13 protein-coding genes and 1 tRNA gene are annotated in these 17969 nt (G+C 67.3%); 2 read left to right on the forward strand and 12 right to left on the reverse strand.

All coding sequences use genetic code 11. The annotated features are described in order from the left end of the window. Positions 1–37: 37 nt before the first annotated feature. The 12 genes from ACFVHO_RS10135 to ACFVHO_RS10190 form a co-directional block, all read right to left on the reverse strand. Positions 38–3949, reverse strand: coding sequence for a DNA-directed RNA polymerase subunit beta' (locus ACFVHO_RS10135; protein WP_385712050.1), 3912 nt, complete (start codon positions 3947–3949; stop codon positions 38–40). 94 nt (positions 3950–4043) lie between these two features. Then, entirely contained in the window at positions 4044–7529 is a 3486-nt protein-coding gene (gene rpoB, locus ACFVHO_RS10140; protein WP_030359028.1) for a DNA-directed RNA polymerase subunit beta, read from the reverse strand. 597 nt (positions 7530–8126) lie between these two features. Then, positions 8127–8516 carry a 50S ribosomal protein L7/L12 gene (gene rplL, locus ACFVHO_RS10145; protein ID WP_289946994.1) on the reverse strand — a complete coding sequence of 130 codons (390 nt, stop codon included), beginning with the start codon at positions 8514–8516 and terminating at the stop codon, positions 8127–8129. A gap of 112 nt (positions 8517–8628) precedes the next feature. Continuing rightward, on the reverse strand, positions 8629–9156 hold the full coding sequence (gene rplJ / locus ACFVHO_RS10150; RefSeq protein ID WP_030359029.1) for a 50S ribosomal protein L10: 528 nt from the start codon (positions 9154–9156) through the stop codon (positions 8629–8631). A gap of 334 nt (positions 9157–9490) precedes the next feature. Continuing rightward, entirely contained in the window at positions 9491–10345 is an 855-nt protein-coding gene (locus ACFVHO_RS10155) for a DUF6612 family protein (protein WP_385712053.1), read from the reverse strand. 123 nt (positions 10346–10468) lie between these two features. Continuing rightward, positions 10469–11377: a hypothetical protein gene (locus ACFVHO_RS10160; RefSeq protein WP_385712055.1), complete on the reverse strand. Its 909-nt coding sequence runs from the start codon at positions 11375–11377 to the stop codon at positions 10469–10471. Between the two features lie 221 nt (positions 11378–11598). Beyond that, positions 11599–12321 (reverse strand): 50S ribosomal protein L1, encoded by a 723-nt coding sequence (rplA, locus tag ACFVHO_RS10165; RefSeq protein ID WP_030359032.1) that lies wholly within the window; start codon positions 12319–12321, stop codon positions 11599–11601. A 107-nt stretch (positions 12322–12428) separates the two neighbouring features. Next, entirely contained in the window at positions 12429–12863 is a 435-nt protein-coding gene (rplK, locus tag ACFVHO_RS10170) for a 50S ribosomal protein L11 (protein ID WP_030359033.1), read from the reverse strand. Positions 12864–13077: 214 nt separating this feature from the next. After that, the gene (locus tag ACFVHO_RS10175; protein WP_385712057.1) at positions 13078–13605 is read right to left on the reverse strand and encodes a hypothetical protein; all 528 of its coding nucleotides are present in this window, start codon (positions 13603–13605) and stop codon (positions 13078–13080) included. Positions 13606–13882: 277 nt separating this feature from the next. Then, positions 13883–14815: a transcription termination/antitermination protein NusG gene (gene nusG, locus ACFVHO_RS10180; RefSeq protein WP_385712059.1), complete on the reverse strand. Its 933-nt coding sequence runs from the start codon at positions 14813–14815 to the stop codon at positions 13883–13885. A 77-nt stretch (positions 14816–14892) separates the two neighbouring features. Continuing rightward, the gene (gene secE / locus ACFVHO_RS10185) at positions 14893–15180 is read right to left on the reverse strand and encodes a preprotein translocase subunit SecE (RefSeq protein ID WP_030359036.1); all 288 of its coding nucleotides are present in this window, start codon (positions 15178–15180) and stop codon (positions 14893–14895) included. Positions 15181–15286: 106 nt separating this feature from the next. Continuing rightward, positions 15287–15359: transfer RNA gene (locus ACFVHO_RS10190), tRNA-Trp, on the reverse strand. A 193-nt stretch (positions 15360–15552) separates the two neighbouring features. Here ACFVHO_RS10190 and ACFVHO_RS10195 point away from each other — a divergent pair. Together ACFVHO_RS10195 and ACFVHO_RS10200 are read left to right on the forward strand one after the other, a co-directional pair. After that, on the forward strand, positions 15553–16779 hold the full coding sequence (locus tag ACFVHO_RS10195) for a pyridoxal phosphate-dependent aminotransferase (protein ID WP_385712061.1): 1227 nt from the start codon (positions 15553–15555) through the stop codon (positions 16777–16779). A gap of 129 nt (positions 16780–16908) precedes the next feature. Beyond that, complete coding sequence (locus ACFVHO_RS10200) at positions 16909–17928, forward strand: adenosine deaminase (RefSeq protein WP_385712063.1); 1020 nt, start codon at positions 16909–16911, stop codon at positions 17926–17928. Positions 17929–17969 lie beyond the last annotated feature (41 nt).

Genomic DNA, 17969 nt, shown 5'->3' on the forward strand with positions numbered 1-17969 from the left:
GTCGGACGACCGCCCCGCGGTGATGCGCTGTGCGCTCTTACTGGTTGTACGGACCGTAGTCGTAGTCCTCCAGCGGCACGGCCTGACCCGAACCCGTCCCGAAGGGCGAGTAGTCGATGTCGTCGTAGCCGACGGCCGAGTACATCGCGGCCTTGGCCTCCTCGGTCGGCTCGACCCGGATGTTGCGGTAGCGGGAGAGACCCGTACCGGCCGGGATGAGCTTACCGATGATGACGTTCTCCTTGAGGCCGATGAGGCTGTCGGACTTGGCGTTGATCGCCGCATCCGTCAGGACTCGGGTCGTCTCCTGGAAGGAGGCGGCCGACAGCCAGGACTCCGTCGCCAGCGAGGCCTTGGTGATACCCATCAGCTGCGGACGGCCGGAGGCGGGGTGACCGCCCTCGGTGACCACACGACGGTTCTCGGTCTCGAACTTCGAGCGCTCCACGAGCTCGCCGGGCAGCAGCTCGGCGTCGCCGGACTCGATGATCGTCACGCGGCGCAGCATCTGCCGGATGATGATCTCGATGTGCTTGTCGTGGATCGACACGCCCTGCGAGTTGTAGACCTTCTGGACCTCTCCGACCAGGTGGACCTGGACGGCGCGCTGGCCGAGGATCCGGAGCACGTCGTGCGGGTTGGTGGCACCCACGGTCAGCTTCTGGCCGACCTCGACGTGGTCGCCCTCGCCCACCAGGAGACGGGCACGCTTCGAGATCGGGAACGCCGTCTCGTCGCTGCCGTCGTCCGGGGTGACGACGAGCTTCTTGGTCTTCTCGGTCTCCTCGATGCGGACGCGGCCCGCGGCCTCGGAGATCGGGGCGACACCCTTCGGCGTACGGGCTTCGAAGAGCTCGACGACTCGGGGCAGACCCTGGGTGATGTCGTCACCGGCCACACCACCGGTGTGGAAGGTACGCATCGTCAGCTGCGTGCCGGGCTCACCGATGGACTGGGCGGCGATGATGCCGACCGCCTCACCGATGTCGACCAGCTTGCCGGTGGCGAGCGAACGGCCGTAGCAGAAGGCACAGGTGCCGACCGCGGACTCACAGGTCAGGACCGAGCGGGTCTTGACCTCCTCGACGCCGTTGGCGACCAGGGCGTCGATGAGCACGTCACCGAGGTCGACGTTGGCCGGCGCAATGACCTTGCCGTCGATGACGACGTCCTCGGCCAGCATGCGGGCGTACACGGACGTCTCGACGTTCTCCGTCTTGCGGAGCACGCCGTCCTCGCCACGGACCGCGATCTTCAGCTTCAGACCGCGCTCGGTGCCACAGTCCTCCTCGCGAATGATGACGTCCTGGGAGACGTCGACCAGACGACGGGTGAGGTAACCGGAGTCGGCGGTACGAAGGGCGGTGTCCGCGAGACCCTTACGGGCACCGTGCGTCGAGATGAAGTACTCGAGCACGGACAGGCCCTCGCGGAACGAGGCCTTGATCGGACGCGGGATGGTCTCGTTCTTCGCGTTCGACACCAGACCACGCATACCGGCGATCTGCCGCATCTGCATCATGTTTCCTCGGGCACCCGAGTCAACCATCATGAAGATGGGGTTGGTCTTGGGGAAGTTCGCGTTCATCGCCTCGGCGACCTCGTTGGTCGCCTTGGTCCAGATCGCGATGAGCTCCTGCGTGCGCTCTTCCTTGGTGATCAGACCGCGCTCGTACTGCTTCTGGACCTTCTCGTCCTGCGCCTCGTAGCCCGCGACGATCGCCTTCTTGGCCTCGGGGACCACGACGTCGGAGATGGCCACGGTGACACCGGAACGGGTCGCCCAGTAGAAGCCCGCCGCCTTCAGGTTGTCGAGCGTCGCCGCCACGATGACCTTGGGGTAGCGCTCGGCCAGGTCGTTGACGATCTCGGAGAGCTGCTTCTTGCCCACCGAGTAGTCGACGAACGGGTAGTCCTCGGGCAGCAGCTCGTTGAAGAGCGCGCGGCCCAGGGTCGTCCGCAGCCGGAAGCTGTCGCCCTGCTGGTACGTGCCGCCGAGGGCGTCGTCGCCGTCCTCGTCGACCGGCGGGGTCCAGCCGCGGGGCGGGAAGGTGCCCACCGGGAAGCGGATGTCGACCTTTGCCTGGAGCGAGAGCTCCTTGGCGTCGAACGCCATGATCGCCTCGGCCGTGGAGCCGAAGGACCGGCCCTCGCCCTTGACCTCGCGCTCCTCCTCGTCCGTGGTGAGGAAGAAGAGGCCGAGCACCATGTCCTGGGTGGGCATGGTGACGGGGCGGCCGTCGGCGGGCTTGAGGATGTTGTTCGAGGACAGCATCAGGATGCGGGCCTCGGCCTGCGCCTCCGCGGAGAGCGGCAGGTGCACGGCCATCTGGTCACCGTCGAAGTCCGCGTTGAACGCGGTGCAGACGAGCGGGTGGATCTGGATGGCCTTGCCCTCGACCAGCTGCGGCTCGAAGGCCTGGATGCCGAGGCGGTGCAGCGTGGGCGCACGGTTCAGGAGAACCGGGTGCTCCGCGATGACCTCTTCCAGGACGTCGTACACGACCGTGCGGCCGCGCTCGACCATCCGCTTGGCGCTCTTGATGTTCTGCGCGTGGTTCAGGTCGACCAGGCGCTTCATCACGAACGGCTTGAAGAGCTCCAGCGCCATGGCCTTGGGCAGACCACACTGGTGCAGCTTCAGCTGCGGACCGACGACGATCACGGAACGCGCGGAGTAGTCCACACGCTTACCGAGCAGGTTCTGACGGAATCGACCCTGCTTGCCCTTCAGCATGTCGCTGAGGGACTTCAGGGGGCGGTTGCCGGGACCGGTGACCGGGCGACCACGACGACCGTTGTCGAAGAGGGCGTCCACGGCCTCCTGGAGCATGCGCTTCTCGTTGTTCACGATGATCTCGGGCGCACCGAGGTCGAGAAGGCGCTTCAGGCGGTTGTTGCGGTTGATGACGCGGCGGTACAGGTCGTTCAGGTCGGAGGTCGCGAAGCGGCCACCGTCCAGCTGCACCATCGGACGCAGGTCCGGCGGGATGACCGGCACGCAGTCGAGCACCATGCCCTTGGGGCTGTTGCTGGTCTGCAGGAACGCGGAGACGACCTTGAGGCGCTTGAGCGCACGGGTCTTCTTCTGGCCCTTGCCGGTGCGGATGATTTCGCGGAGGCGCTCGGCCTCCTCGTCGAGGTCGAAGGACTCCAGGCGCTTCTGCAGCGCCGCGGCACCCATCGAGCCGTCGAAGTACGTGCCGAAGCGGTCACGCAGCTCGCGGTAGAGCAGCTCGTCGCCCTCCAGGTCCTGGACCTTGAGGTTCTTGAAGCGGTTCCACACCTCGTCGAGACGGTCGATCTCGCGCTGCGCACGGTCGCGCAGCTGCTTCATCTCGCGCTCGGCACCTTCGCGCACCTTGCGGCGCACGTCGGCCTTGGCGCCCTCGGCCTCCAGCTCGGCCAGGTCGGTCTCGAGCTTCTTGGCGCGGGCCTCGAGGTCCGCGTCGCGGCGGTTCTCGATCTGCTGGCGCTCCACGGAGACGTGCGCCTCCAGGGAGGGCAGGTCGCGGGTGCGGCGCTCCTCGTCCACGAACGTGATCATGTACGCGGCGAAGTAGATGACCTTCTCGAGGTCCTTCGGCGCGAGGTCGAGGAGGTAGCCGAGGCGCGACGGGACGCCCTTGAAGTACCAGATGTGCGTGACGGGCGCGGCAAGCTCGATGTGGCCCATCCGCTCACGACGCACCTTGGCGCGAGTGACCTCGACGCCGCAGCGCTCGCAGATGATGCCCTTGAAGCGGACACGCTTGTACTTGCCGCAGTAGCACTCCCAGTCCCGGGTCGGACCGAAGATCTTCTCGCAGAAGAGTCCGTCCTTTTCGGGCTTGAGAGTGCGGTAGTTGATGGTCTCGGGCTTCTTGACCTCGCCGTGGCTCCACTGACGGATGTCGTCAGCGGTGGCCAGACCGATCCGGAGCTCATCGAAGAAGTTGACGTCGAGCACTATGCGTCAATCCCTCTCAGGGTTGTAAGTCTTAGGGGTCTGAAACGGGGGTCCTGGGGCCGGCGGGCTCATCTCTGAACCCGCCGGACTCCCGTCAGACCTCTTCGACGCTGCTCGGCTCGCGCCGGGACAGGTCGATACCGAGCTCCTCCGCCGCGCGGAAGACGTCCTCGTCGGTGTCACGCATCTCGATGGACATGCCGTCCGAGGACAGCACCTCCACGTTGAGGCACAGGGACTGCATTTCCTTGATGAGCACCTTGAAGGACTCGGGAATGCCGGGCTCGGGGATGTTCTCGCCCTTGACGATGGCCTCGTAGACCTTCACGCGGCCGGTCACGTCGTCGGACTTGATCGTCAGCAGCTCCTGGAGGGCGTACGCGGCGCCGTAAGCCTCCAGCGCCCACACCTCCATCTCTCCGAAGCGCTGACCACCGAACTGAGCCTTACCACCCAGCGGCTGCTGGGTGATCATCGAGTACGGACCGGTCGACCGGGCGTGCAGCTTGTCGTCGACCAGGTGGTGGAGCTTGAGGATGTACATGTACCCGACCGAGATCGGGTCCGGGAACGGCTCGCCGGAGCGGCCGTCGAACAGACGCGCCTTGCCGGAGGGAAGCACCATGCGCTCACCGTCCCGGTTCGGGATGGTGTGCTGGAGCAGGCCGGCCAGCTCGTCCTCGCGGGCGCCGTCGAAGACCGGGGTCGCGACGTTGGTGCCCGGGGCGACCGAGTCGGCGCCGATCGCCTGCAGGCGCTGCGCCCACTCGTCCCCGAGCCCGGAGACGTCCCAGCCGCGGCTGGCGAGCCAGCCGAGGTGGATCTCCAGGACCTGTCCCGGGTTCATTCGGGACGGGACACCCAGCGGGTTGAGGATGATGTCGACCGGAGTTCCGTCCTCGAGGAACGGCATGTCCTCGATGGGCAGGATCTTCGAGATGACGCCCTTGTTGCCGTGACGGCCGGCGAGCTTGTCACCGTCGGTGATCTTGCGCTTCTGCGCCACGTACACGCGCACCAGCTGGTTCACACCGGGGGGAAGCTCGTCGCCCTCCTCGCGGTCGAAGACGCGGACGCCGATGACCTTGCCGATCTCGCCGTGCGGGACCTTCAGGGAGGTGTCGCGGACCTCGCGGGCCTTCTCACCGAAGATCGCGCGGAGCAGGCGCTCCTCCGGCGTCAGCTCGGTCTCGCCCTTGGGCGTGACCTTGCCGACGAGGATGTCGCCGGCGACGACCTCGGCACCGATCCGGATGATGCCGCGCTCGTCGAGGTCGGCGAGGACCTCCTCGGAGACGTTCGGGATGTCCCGGGTGATCTCCTCCGGGCCGAGCTTGGTGTCACGGGCGTCGACCTCGTGCTCCTCGATGTGGATCGAGGAGAGGACGTCGTCCTGCACGAGGCGCTGCGACAGGATGATCGCGTCCTCGTAGTTGTGACCCTCCCACGGCATGAACGCCACGAGCAGGTTCTTGCCGAGGGCCATCTCGCCCTCTTCGGTGGCCGGACCGTCGGCGAGGACCTGGCCCTCGATGACGCGGGCACCCTCCTCGACGACGACCTTCTGGTTCACCGAGGTGCCCTGGTTGGACCGGGAGAACTTGGCGACGCGGTACGTGGTGTACGTGCCGTCGTCGTTGGTGACCGTGACGTAGTCCGCGGAGACCTCCTGGACCACACCCGCCTTCTCGGCCTTGATCACGTCACCGGCGTCGACCGCGCAGCGGTACTCCATGCCGGTGCCGACGAGGGGGGCCTCGGCGGTGATCAGCGGCACGGCCTGACGCATCATGTTCGCGCCCATGAGGGCACGGTTGGCGTCGTCGTGCTCGAGGAAGGGGATCATGGCGGTCGCGACCGACACCATCTGGCGCGGCGAGACGTCCATGTAGTCCACGTCGGAACCGGCGACGTAGTCGACCTCGCCACCACGGCGGCGGACCAGGACGCGGTTCTCGGCGAACCGGAGGTCATCGGTCAGCGGCGCGTTGGCCTGGGCGATGACGAACCGGTCCTCCTCGTCGGCGGTCAGGTAGTCCACCTCGTCGGTGACCTGGTCGTCGACGACCTTGCGGTACGGCGTCTCGACGAAGCCGAACGCGTTCACACGGCCGTAGGAGGCCAGCGAACCGATCAGACCGATGTTCGGGCCTTCGGGCGTCTCGATCGGGCACATGCGGCCGTAGTGAGACGGGTGCACGTCACGGACCTCGAAGCCGGCCCGCTCACGGGAGAGACCACCCGGGCCAAGAGCCGACAGACGGCGCTTGTGGGTGAGACCCGACAGCGGGTTGTTCTGGTCCATGAACTGCGACAGCTGGCTGGTGCCGAAGAACTCCTTGATGGAGGCGACGACCGGCCGGATGTTGATCAGCGTCTGCGGCGTGATCGCCTCGACGTCCTGCGTCGTCATGCGCTCACGCACGACGCGCTCCATACGAGCCAGACCCGTGCGGACCTGGTTCTGGATGAGCTCGCCGACGTTGCGCAGGCGGCGGTTGCCGAAGTGGTCGATGTCGTCGGTCTCGACGACGATGCCCACACCGCTGTCACCGACGGTCTCGGTCTCACCGGCGTGCAGCTTCACCAGGTACTTGATCGAGGCGATGATGTCCTCGACCGTCAGGACGCCCGCGTCGAGCGGCGCGTCCGCACCCAGCTTCTTGTTGACCTTGTAGCGGCCGACCTTCGCGAGGTCGTAGCGCTTCGGGTTGAAGTACAGGTTCTCGAGCAGCGTCTGCGCGGCCTCGCGGGTCGGCGGCTCGCCCGGACGGAGCTTGCGGTAGATGTCGAGCAGCGCGTCGTCCTGGCCCTGGGTGTGGTCCTTCTCCAGGGTGGCGCGCATCGACTCGTACTCGCCGAACTCCTCGAGGATCTGCTCGGTGGTCCAGCCGAGAGCCTTCAGGAGCACGGTGACCGACTGCTTGCGCTTGCGGTCGATGCGGACACCGACCATGTCGCGCTTGTCGATCTCCATCTCCAGCCAGGCACCCCGGGACGGGATGATCTTGGCGGAGAAGATGTCCTTGTCGGACGTCTTGTCGATCGAGGAGTCGAAGTAGACGCCGGGCGAACGGACCAGCTGCGACACCACGACACGCTCGGTGCCGTTGATGACGAAGGTGCCCTTGTTCGTCATGAGCGGGAAGTCGCCCATGAAGACCGTCTGGGACTTGATCTCACCGGTCTCGTTGTTGGTGAACTCGGCGGTGACGAAGAGCGGGGCGGCGAACGTGAAGTCGCGCTCCTTGCACTCGTCGATCGAGTTCTTCGGGGGCTCGAAACGGTGGTCGCGGAAGGTCAGCGACATCGACCCGGAGAAGTCCTCGATCGGGGAGATCTCCTCGAAGATCTCCTCCAGACCGGACTTGGTGGGGACGTCCTGTCCGCTTTCCAGAGCCGCCTCGACACGAGCCTTCCACGCGTCGTTGCCGAGCAGCCAGTCAAAGCTTTCGGTCTGCAGCGCAAGAAGGTTCGGAACCTCGAGGGGCTCCTTGATCTTTGCAAAGGAGATGCGCAGCGGGGCGGTGCTGGCGCCGTTGTTCGTATTCGCGGTCGAGGCAGTGCGCGAGGCGGCCAAGAGGGGGTCCTTCCGAGGGCTCGGACTCACTACGCGCGTACCGGTCCCAAGCTGGCAGAGAGACAGAAATCCCAGGTCAGGGTGGTTTCAGTCCACGGTGCTCAAGCATGGGCATGCCCCTGGTGACGGGCAGGAGGCAGCTAACAGGCAGCGCAAAGGGTCAGTGTAGCCACCTGGCCCACTGATGTCCAGTCCCGGTTTCTGGAGACCCTCGTTGTTCTCAACACCTGCGGCAAGCCACGTCCTCAACGCACATCGATACTGCCCTCTTCGTCACCGATCCATGCCTCGGATGCGGATCGTTGTGACGACGCGTCCTGAGAATTGCGCGCTGCGTGCGGTTCGTCAAGGCCCCCCATGCCCGGACGAGGCTTGGCGTCGTCGCCGTCACGGCCCGTCGCCAGGCACAACGAAGATCACCATACTCGCCGCGACCGACAGCGCAAGGCAGCCGCCGCACACGTACCGGGAACGCCGAAAGGCGACCACCCACATGGGTGATCGCCGTTCGGTGTGTGTGCGTTACAGCCCAGGGCCGCAACCACACGGAAGAGTCAGAAGACTCATGCCACGCGCCCGTGGGCGCGTGGCGAGGTGTTACTTGACCTCGACGGAGGCGCCGGCGCCCTTGAGGGCCTCGGCGGCCTTCTCCGCGGCGTCCTTGGCGACCTTCTCGAGGACCGGCTTCGGGGTGCCGTCGACGAGGTCCTTGGCCTCCTTCAGACCCAGGGAGGTCAGCTCGCGCACGACCTTGATGACCTGGATCTTCTTGTCGCCGGCGCCGGTGAGGATGACGTCGAACTCGTCCTGCTCCTCGGCAGCGGCGTCAGCGGCGCCACCAGCGGCGCCACCGGCGACGACGACCGGCGCGGCAGCGGCGGCGGTGACGTCGAACTTCTCCTCGAAGGCCTTCACGAACTCGGAGAGCTCGATGAGGGTCATCTCCTCGAACTGAGCGAGCAGGTCGTCCTGGCTGAGCTTCGCCATGATGGCGGTCCTTCCACTAATTCGGCGGGTGCCGGATGTACATGAGAGGCGGGCTGTACTAGTGGCCCGCATACGACCGTCGCCTCAGGCGGCGGTCACTGTGCGAGCCGAATTACTCGGCACCGCCCTGCTCGGCCTGCTTGGCGCGAAGCGCGTCCACGGTGCGGACGAGCTTCGACGGGAGCGCCTGGAAGACAGAGGCAGCCTGGGACTGCTTGCCCTTCATGGCACCCGCCAGCTTGCTGAGCAGAACCTCGCGGGACTCGAGGTCCGCAAGCTTCTTGATCTCGTCGGCGGTCAGCGCCTTGCCGTCAAGGACACCGCCCTTGATGACGAGAGAGGGGTTGTCCTTGGCGAAGTCGCGCAGACCCTTCGCCGCCTCGACCGGGTCACCGGTCACGAAGGCGACAGCCGTCGAGCCCTTGAGGTGCTCGTCCAGCTGGATCCCGGCCTCGTTGGCCGCGATCTTGGTCAGCGTGTTCTTCACCACACGGTACTGAGCGTTCTCGCCGAGAGAACGGCGAAGCTCCTTGAGCTGCGCCACGGACAGTCCGGTGTAAGAAGTGACAACAGCAGCGTTGGAGTCGCGCAGCTTCTGCGTGATCTCCTCGACGGCTGCGACCTTGTCGGACGTCGCCATGAGCCTCGGCCTCCTTCCGGGGTGATGATCCTCGACTGACCTTTCGATCAGCCGCGTGTCGCCGGACCGCCTGAATCAGGCACACAGGAAGGGGTTCTGGCACAAAACGAAACGCCCCGGCGCAGGCGCACGGGGCGTGAGCTCGACCTGACGGAGAACCGTCCGGGAGCACTTCCACAGTCACCTACGCGGGTCGTCCGCAGCTTCAGCGGATCCTTCGGCCACCGCGCCCTCTTGCGAGCGCACGGCAACGACCAGCGGTCTTTGGCTTCTGTGGAAGAGTACGCGAACGGATCCGCGTCAGGCAAATCGGGCCGGTCCGGGAGCGATCAGCTCAGCTCTCCAGGCCCTTCATCTCCTTGGCGATGTCCATGACCTGGCTCTTCGGCGGGGCCTCGACGGTCACCGGCTTGTTGTAGTCGAGGAACGTGATGGTCATGTCCAGGGGGCCCTTGTCGGCCTTGCCGCGGGCGCGGAACTGCTTGGTGTGGTCCTCGCCGTCGATCCACATGTCCATCGTGAGCTTGTCAATGCCCATGTCCTCGTACTGCTTGAGGCCCCGCTCGCGGCGCTTCTTGGTGGCCGCGTCCTCGTCCTTCATCAGCTCGCGCAGCCGCTTCATCGTGACCGTGCCGGTGTAGTGCGTGGTCTCGACGCCCTCGACGGTCTCGTCGCCGACCTTCTTCAGGTCCTCGGAGCCGGTCAGGAGGGTGGACTGGTCGGCCGGGTTGTTCTGGGCCTGGGAGGAGACCGAGGTGCCGTTCGGCTTGGCGGCGCCCTTGCCCAGGGACTTGGCCGGGAACTTGATCCAGCTCTTGCCGTCCATCTCCTTGGCCGCTTCCTTGCCGCCGCCGAGGTAGATGCCGCCGTCGACGACCCGGATCTCCGCCTTCTCCGGACCCTGGTCGGGCGCGCTCATCTTCATGCTCATGGCGAGCGGCTCGGCGTTCATGGACGCCTCGGCCTGGACACGCCCGTCCCCCGGGACGCTGCCCTTCATGCGGAACGAGAACGACTTCAGGTCCTCGGTCTTGTCCGCGGCCTTCTTCACGGCCGCCGCGGGCGCCATGTCGCCCCCCGCCTTGTCGGACTTCTCCGACCCGCAGCTGACCGCGCCACCGGCGAGCAGCACGGCGGCGAGCGCGGCGCCCGCGGTTCTCTTGCGTCCCGTACGTACGGAAATGCTCATGACCCCACCCCTAGGAACATTTGGTTCATTTATTGCCCGGCCGAGATTACCCGAAGGTAGGCGGAGCCTTCCTCCGGGTTCTCCGGCGGCCGGGGGAACCAGCGGGGCGGGGCCGTGGCGGTCCTACGTGGTCGGCTGCCTGTTCATCAGGTCCTTGAAGTCGGCCGTGTCGTCGGCCGGGGGCTCCTCGGCGGAGACCTCGGTGCCGTAGTCGCTGTAGTACGCGGTGGCGGAGAGCCGGCCGGTCCTCATCTGGCCGCGCTCGGTCTTCTTCACGAGCAGGTTCTCGTCGTTGACCCAGATGTCGATGGTCTCGGTCGTGATCCCGGCCTGCTCCAACTGCTTCTTCATGTCGGCGAGTTGGGACTCGCTCAGGCCCGAGCTCTGCTCCGCGAGCTCGGCGACGTTCACGGTGCCGGAGTAGTGTGTGGTGTCCACGCCGCGCACCTTCTCCTCGCCGACCTTCTTCACGTCACCGGAGGCGAGCAGCATCTTCACCGACTGGTGCGGCGTGCTGTTCTGCATCGCGTCCTTCATGTACGCGCCCGAGCCGCCGCCGATCCGCTCCAGGTCGTCGTAGGCGTACTTCACCCAGTGCTTGCCGCCGGCCTGGGCGGCGAACTGCTCGCCCATCTTCGCGTAGTAGGCCTCGGGCAGATAGCGGGCCTCCATCGACGTGGTGCCGGCCTGGCGCATCGTCTCCGCCATCTGGCCACCGGTGTACGTGATGGTCATGTTGCCGGTGAGGCCGTCGGCCCAGCCGAGGGCGCCCTCGGCCTTCATCGACATCACGGAGCCCATGGTGGTCTCGGACTCCACCTTGGCCGAATCCGCCTTGTCGGTGGTGTTCTCGATGGTGCGCAGCGCGGCTATGGGGCTGACGCTCAGGCCGCCCTTGCCGGACCCCTTGGCGTTGCCCGAATCCCCCGAGTCCCCCGAGTCGTCCGAGGAGCCGCAGGCCGTGACTCCGCCGGTCAGGGCCGCCGCGGCCGCGACCGCCAGCGCCACGCGTCGCACAGTCGTGCTGTTCATGTCGTCCCACCCCTTGCGTCCATGGAGAGCCAGCACGCTAGCGCAGCCCGCTCGTCCGCGTGTCTCCCGAATCCATCTTCCGTACGCAGCCCATGCGCGTCGCACCGCGCGCACCGGCGCCGCCCGTCCCCCGGGCACGTACCCGAAAAACGGGACGGGCCCCGCACCGGAAATGGTTGCGGGGCCCGTCACATTCGCGCCAGGCGCGGCTGCCGTCAGTTTCAGACGGCGGCCGGGTCCTCCTCGACGAGGAGGTTGCGGGTGCGGTTGGAGTCCAGCGGGATGCCGGGGCCCATCGTCGTGGTGACGGCGGCCTTCTTGATGTAGCGACCCTTGGCGGCCGACGGCTTCAGACGGAGGATCTCCTCCAGGGCCGCGGCGTAGTTCTCCACCAGCTTGGTGTCGTCGAAGGACACCTTGCCGATGATGAAGTGCAGGTTCGAGTGCTTGTCGACGCGGAACTCGATCTTGCCGCCCTTGATGTCGTTGACAGCCTTCACGACGTCGGGGGTGACGGTGCCGGTCTTCGGGTTCGGCATCAGACCACGCGGACCGAGCACGCGGCCGAGGCGGCCGACCTTGCCCATGAGGTCCGGGGTGGCGACGACGGCGTCGAAGTCCAGGCGGCCCTTCGCGACCTCGTCGATCAGCTCGTCGGCGCCGACGATGTCGGCCCCAGCGGCTTCCGCGGCCGCAGCACGGTCACCGGTCGCGAAGACCAGGACCCGGGCGGTCTTGCCGGTGCCGTGCGGGAGGTTCACGGTGCCACGGACCATCTGGTCGGCCTTGCGCGGGTCGACGCCCAGACGCATGGCGACCTCGACGGTGCCGTCGAACTTGGTCGCGGAGGTCTCCTTGGCGAGACGGACGGCCTCGAGCGGGGCGTACAGCTTCTCCCGGTCGATCTTGGCGTCCGCAGCGCGGAGAGTCTTGCTGCGCTTCACTTCTACTCCTGAGGTTCAGGTTTGGAGTTCGTGGTCCGGGCCAGCGCCTGGCCCTGCCACTTGAGGTCACGGGGTCGACTGGGCGACTCCGCCACGTAGGGCTGGGATCAGCCCTCGACCGTGATGCCCATGGAACGGGCGGTGCCGGCGATGATCTTCGACGCGGCGTCCAGGTCGTTCGCGTTGAGGTCGGGCATCTTGGTGGTGGCGATCTCGCGGACCTGCGCCTGGGTGATCTTGGCGACCTTGGTCTTGTGCGGCTCGCCGGAGCCCTTCTCCACGCCCGCGGCCTTGAGGATCATCTTGGCGGCCGGCGGCGTCTTGGTGATGAAGGTGAAGGAACGGTCCTCGTAGACCGTGATCTCCACCGGGATCACCCAGCCACGCTGCGACTCGGTCGCGGCGTTGTACGCCTTGCAGAACTCCATGATGTTCACGCCGTGCTGGCCCAGCGCGGGGCCGACCGGCGGCGCCGGGTTGGCGGCACCGGCCTGGATCTGGAGCTTGATGAGCCCCGTGACCTTCTTCTTCTTGGGAGGCATTGCTCTCTCCGGGTCCTAGTGAGAGTGTTGAGCCGCATCCGTGGCGATGATCATCGATAGTCGCGATCATCCGGATGGAGGCATACCGCACTACGATAACGGGTATCTCTGCGGGGCCCAAACCAGTACTTGCGCAGACCGTGGGCCCCACCCCTCCCGGAGTGGGGCCCACGGCCCTCCGCACCCGGCTGCGACCACCGGGCAGCGGGTGCGCTCAGCAGCGCTTGGACGTCATGGCGTGGCCCGCGAGCGGGTCGCCGGGGGCGCGCAGCTCACCGATCGCGGCGGTGCACTCCGCGGCGGTGTCGGCGGGCAGCGACCAGAACTCCTGGACGTTGGTGTCGTTCCACCAGTCCTGACCGACGACCTCGTCCCGGGCGTAGCTGTACACACCGGTGCTGACGTCGTAGTCCTTGACCTTGTCGCGGAAGCTCTTCCACACCCAGACGTAGCCGTAGTTCTTCTTGCAGCTGGGCGAGTAGAACTGCTTCACCGACGCGGCGTGCGCTCCCTTCCGGTCGATGTACGCGGTGGTGCCGATCTGGTAGGCGTCGGAACAGACCCCGGCCGCCTGGGCCTTGAGGCTCCGCGGGTTGCCGTCCGCCGAGGGCGCGGTCGACTGGGGCGCCGCCTTTCTGGCGTCGGGCGCGGGCGCGGGGCCGGTTCCGGCCAGCGCCGAGCCGGCGCCGAGCAGGACGAAGGCGCAGGCGGAAGCAGCAATCGCAGTCTTGCGGGCACGCATCAGGTGGTCCCCCTTGCTCGTCGGTGCTTGTCGATGAGTGAGCCCGGGGTGCCGTACCGCCGCAGAGCACCACAAATCGCCGCTCATGGTGACAGAGATCCCCATAAGTGTGCTGAGGTGTCGTGGAGGAAGGGACCGGGCGTTTCCGTCTACAAGTGAGACAGCCTTGGGCACCCGATGGTTGTGGCGTGGAACACATTTGTTCGCCGGTGCCCACGACAAAGCCCCTGACCAGCGGTTTCCCGCCGGTCAGGGGCTCTGCGCGAAGATCTTCGAGCTAGTTCTTCTGGATCTGGTCGAAGCTCAGCTCGACCGGGGTCTCGCGGCCGAAGATCTCGACGAGGCCCTTGACCTTCTTCGAGTCGGCGTTGATCTCGTTGATCGTGGCCTGCAGCGTCGCGAACGGGCCGTCGGTGACGGTGACCGAGTCGCCCACCTCGAAGTCCAGGACCTGGACCTCGACCTTGCGGGCCGGAGCCGGCTTGCCCTCGGCCTCGGCGGCCTCGCGGGCGGCCTTCTCCTCGGCCTCCGGGGCGAGCATCTTGACGATCTCGTCCAGCGTCAGCGGGTACGGGTCGTAGGCGTTGCCGACGAAGCCGGTGACACCGGGGGTGTTGCGGACGACGCCCCAGGACTCGTTCGTCAGGTCCATGCGCACCAGGACGTAGCCGGGGAGCTTGTTCTGACGGATGGTCTTGCGCTCGCCGTTCTTGATCTGGGCGACCTCTTCCTGCGGCACCTCGGCCTGGAAGATGAAGTCCTCGACGTTGAGCGAGACGGCGCGCTGCTCGAGGTTGGTCTTCACGCGGTTCTCGTAACCGGCGTAGGTGTGGATGACGTACCACTCGCCGGGCAGGCCGCGGAGCTCCTCGCGCAGGGCCGCGATCGGGTCGACCGGCTCGGCGTCCTCGGCGGGGGCCTCGTCCTCGTCGGAGGCGGCGTCCTCGGCGGACTCCTCGTCGGCGACGGCCTCGGCCGCTTCGGCGTCCTCGTCGGTCTCGGCGACGTCGATGCCACCGGCGGCGGCTTCCTCGTCGGACTCCACGTGCAGGGCCGCCTCCTCGGCGGGCTCGCCCGCGGCGACGTCGGCAGCCTCGGCCTGGTCCGGGTCCTCGGCGTCCGCCGCCTCGACGATGTCGAGCTGGTCCTCCACGGACTCCGCGTGCTCTGCGCGAGGCTCGACGGCGTCGTTCAGGTTCGGGTCAGACACGGTGGCTGCTTCTTCCTGGATACATGGGGGTGGAACACGCGAAAGGGGCGCCTGGTGCGGCGCCCTTCGCTCTCGGCTCAGCCGAAGATGTACTTGATGAGGTTGCTGAACCCATAGTCAATCACGGTCACAAGGCCGATCATGATGACGACGAAGACGATCACGACCGTGGTGTACGTCGTGAGCTGGCTGCGCGTCGGCCAGACGACCTTGCGGAGTTCCGCGACGATCTGGCGGTAGAAGAGCGCCAGCCTGGCCAGCGGACCCTTCTTGCCTCGCTTGCCGCCCTTGCGCGCCTTCTTCTTGGAGTCCGGCGCCTCGTCCTGGGCATCAGGCATGTCGATGGAGCCCACGGCGTCCGTCACTCGTCTCACCTGATTCCGGGTCGTGGCCGTGCCGCGCCCGGTTGAGCCGCACGGCGGTGCATTGCAGTACGTACATGCGCACACATCCTGGCGAAGGTGTGTGTAGCAGGGCCGGAGGGACTTGAACCCCCAACCGCTGGTTTTGGAGACCAGTGCTCTACCAATTGAGCTACGACCCTTTGATTTCCCCCAACCTACAGCATCCGACCATGTGCACCGAGTGCTCTTGGAAGGTGCGGCCGGTGAGGGCCAACGACCAGTGAGTGTACGTGGTCCGGGGCGCCCCGTCGAACACGATGGGATCCGGCTCCGGATCGGACGGTCCTGGAAACCCGTGTGTCGGGGCCGTTTCGGGTCTGGAACGATGGGCGCATGAGCGCTGTCACTCCTCCCACCGAGCGCCGGGTCTCCGCCCGAGTCGGCGCGATCTCCGAGTCCGCGACCCTCGCCGTCGACGCCAAGGCCAAGGCCCTCAAGGCCGCCGGGCGCCCGGTGATCGGTTTCGGCGCGGGCGAGCCGGACTTCCCGACCCCGGACTACATCGTCGAAGCGGCCGTCGAGGCCTGCAAGAACCCGAAGTACCACCGCTACACGCCCGCGGGCGGCCTGCCCGAGCTGAAGGCCGCGATCGCCGCGAAGACGCTGCGCGACTCCGGGTACGAGCCCGAGGTCTCCGAGATCCTGGTGACCAACGGCGGCAAGCAGGCCATCTACGAGGCGTTCGCCGCGATCCTCGACCCGGGCGACGAGGTCATCGTCCCGGCGCCGTACTGGACCACGTACCCGGAGTCGATCCGCCTCGCGGGCGGCGTCCCGGTCGACGTCGTCGCCGACGAGACCACCGGCTACCGCGTCTCCGTGGAGCAGCTGGAGGCCGCGCGCACCGAGAACACGAAGGTCGTGCTCTTCGTGTCCCCGTCGAACCCGACCGGCGCCGTCTACAGCCGTGAGGACGCGGAGGCCATCGGCCGCTGGGCCCTGGAGCACGGCCTGTGGGTCATGACGGACGAGATCTACGAACACCTCGTCTACGGAGACGCGGAGTTCACGTCCCTGCCCTCCCTGCTGCCCGAGCTGCGCGACAAGTGCGTGGTCGTCAACGGCGTCGCCAAGACGTACGCCATGACCGGCTGGCGCGTGGGGTGGATCATCGGCCCGAAGGACGTGGTGAAGGCCGCGACGAACCTCCAGTCGCACGCCACGTCCAACGTCTCCAACGTCGCGCAGGCCGCCGCCATCGCCGCCGTCTCGGGCGATCTGACGGCCGTCGACAAGATGCGCGAGGCCTTCGACCGGCGCCGCAAGACGATCGTGCGGATGCTCAACGAGATCGACGGCGTCATCTGCCCCGAGCCCGAGGGCGCGTTCTACGCCTACCCCTCGGTGAAGGGCCTCATCGGCAAGGAGATCCGGGGCAAGCGCCCGCAGGACAGCGTCGAGCTTGCCGCCCTGATCCTGGACGAGGTCGAGGTCGCGGTGGTCCCGGGCGAGGCCTTCGGGACGCCGGGCTATCTGCGGCTCTCGTACGCCCTGGGTGACGAGGACCTGGTCGAGGGCGTCTCGCGGATCCAGAAGCTCCTCGCGGAAGCCCGCGACTGAGGCACCCGCAGCGCGCGACGGACGGCAGTGCACCACGTGGTGCACTGCCGTCCGTTTCTTTGTTCAGACGCGTACCCCATGGGAAAAAGCGGCTACCGGGACGTGGGGTGCGTACGGCAAGATCCTGGAATGGAGCGCGTACGAGACGTAAGAGAGCTGCCGAAGGCCCATCTGCACCTGCACTTCACCGGGTCGATGCGGCCGTCGACGCTGCTTGAGCTCGCCGACAAGTACGGGGTCCATCTGCCGGAGGCCCTGACCGGGGGGACGCCGCCGAAGCTGCGGGCGACCGACGAGCGGGGCTGGTTCCGCTTCCAGCGGCTCTACGACATGGCGCGGTCCTGTCTGCGCGAGCCCGAGGACATCCAGCGTCTGGTGCGGGAAGCGGCCGAGGAGGACATCAGGGACGGGTCGGGGTGGCTGGAGATCCAGGTCGACCCGACGTCGTACGCGCCCCGGCTCGGCGGGCTCATTCCGGCTCTGGAGATCATCCTGGACGCCGTCGACACGGCCGCGCGCGAGACCGGGCTCGGGATGCGCGTCCTGGTCGCCGCGAACCGCATGAAGCACCCCCTGGACGCGCGCACGCTGGCCCGCCTTGCGGTGCGGTTCGCCGACCGCGGTGTCGTCGGCTTCGGGCTCTCCAACGACGAACGGCGCGGTATGGCACGGGACTTCGACCGCGCCTTCGCCATCGCCCGCGACGGCGGCCTGCTCGCGGCCCCGCACGGCGGCGAGCTGAACGGACCCGCGTCGGTGCGGGACTGCCTCGACGACCTGCACGCGCGGCGCATCGGGCACGGCGTGCGCGCGGCCGAGGACCCGCGGCTCCTGAAGCGGCTCGCGGAGCGCGGCGTGACCTGCGAGGTGTGCCCGGCGTCCAACGTGGCTCTCGGGGTCTACGAGAAGCCCGAGGACGTGCCCCTGCGGACGCTGTACGACGCCGGGGTGCCGATGGCGCTCGGCGCCGACGACCCGCTGCTCTTCGGCTCGCGCCTGGCCGCGCAGTACGAGATCGCGCGCCGGCACCACGGCTTCAGCGACGCCGAACTGGCCGAGCTGGCGCGGCAGTCGGTGCGGGGGTCGGCGGCGCCGGCGGACGTGCAGGAGAAGCTGCTGGCGGGGATCGAGGAGTGGCTGGCGTCCTGACGCGGCGGTCCTGGGAGCCCTGGAGGTACCTCCAGGGAGGG

Source organism: Streptomyces sp. NPDC127108 (assembly GCF_042677545.1).
GTDB lineage: Bacteria > Actinomycetota > Actinomycetes > Streptomycetales > Streptomycetaceae > Streptomyces.

What these genes read in the sequence shown, in the direction of transcription:
- rplL (WP_289946994.1), bottom strand. Translation starts at nt 8,516, where the DNA reads ATGGCGAAGCTCAGCCAGGACGACCTGCTCGCTCAGTTCGAGGAGATG.
- rplJ (WP_030359029.1), bottom strand. Translation starts at nt 9,156, where the DNA reads ATGGCGACGTCCGACAAGGTCGCAGCCGTCGAGGAGATCACGCAGAAG.
- ACFVHO_RS10155 (WP_385712053.1), bottom strand. Translation starts at nt 10,345, where the DNA reads ATGAGCATTTCCGTACGTACGGGACGCAAGAGAACCGCGGGCGCCGCG.
- ACFVHO_RS10160 (WP_385712055.1), bottom strand. Translation starts at nt 11,377, where the DNA reads ATGAACAGCACGACTGTGCGACGCGTGGCGCTGGCGGTCGCGGCCGCG.
- rplK (WP_030359033.1), bottom strand. Translation starts at nt 12,863, where the DNA reads ATGCCTCCCAAGAAGAAGAAGGTCACGGGGCTCATCAAGCTCCAGATC.
- ACFVHO_RS10175 (WP_385712057.1), bottom strand. Translation starts at nt 13,605, where the DNA reads ATGCGTGCCCGCAAGACTGCGATTGCTGCTTCCGCCTGCGCCTTCGTC.
- ACFVHO_RS10195 (WP_385712061.1), top strand. Translation starts at nt 15,553, where the DNA reads ATGAGCGCTGTCACTCCTCCCACCGAGCGCCGGGTCTCCGCCCGAGTC.
- ACFVHO_RS10200 (WP_385712063.1), top strand. Translation starts at nt 16,909, where the DNA reads ATGGAGCGCGTACGAGACGTAAGAGAGCTGCCGAAGGCCCATCTGCAC.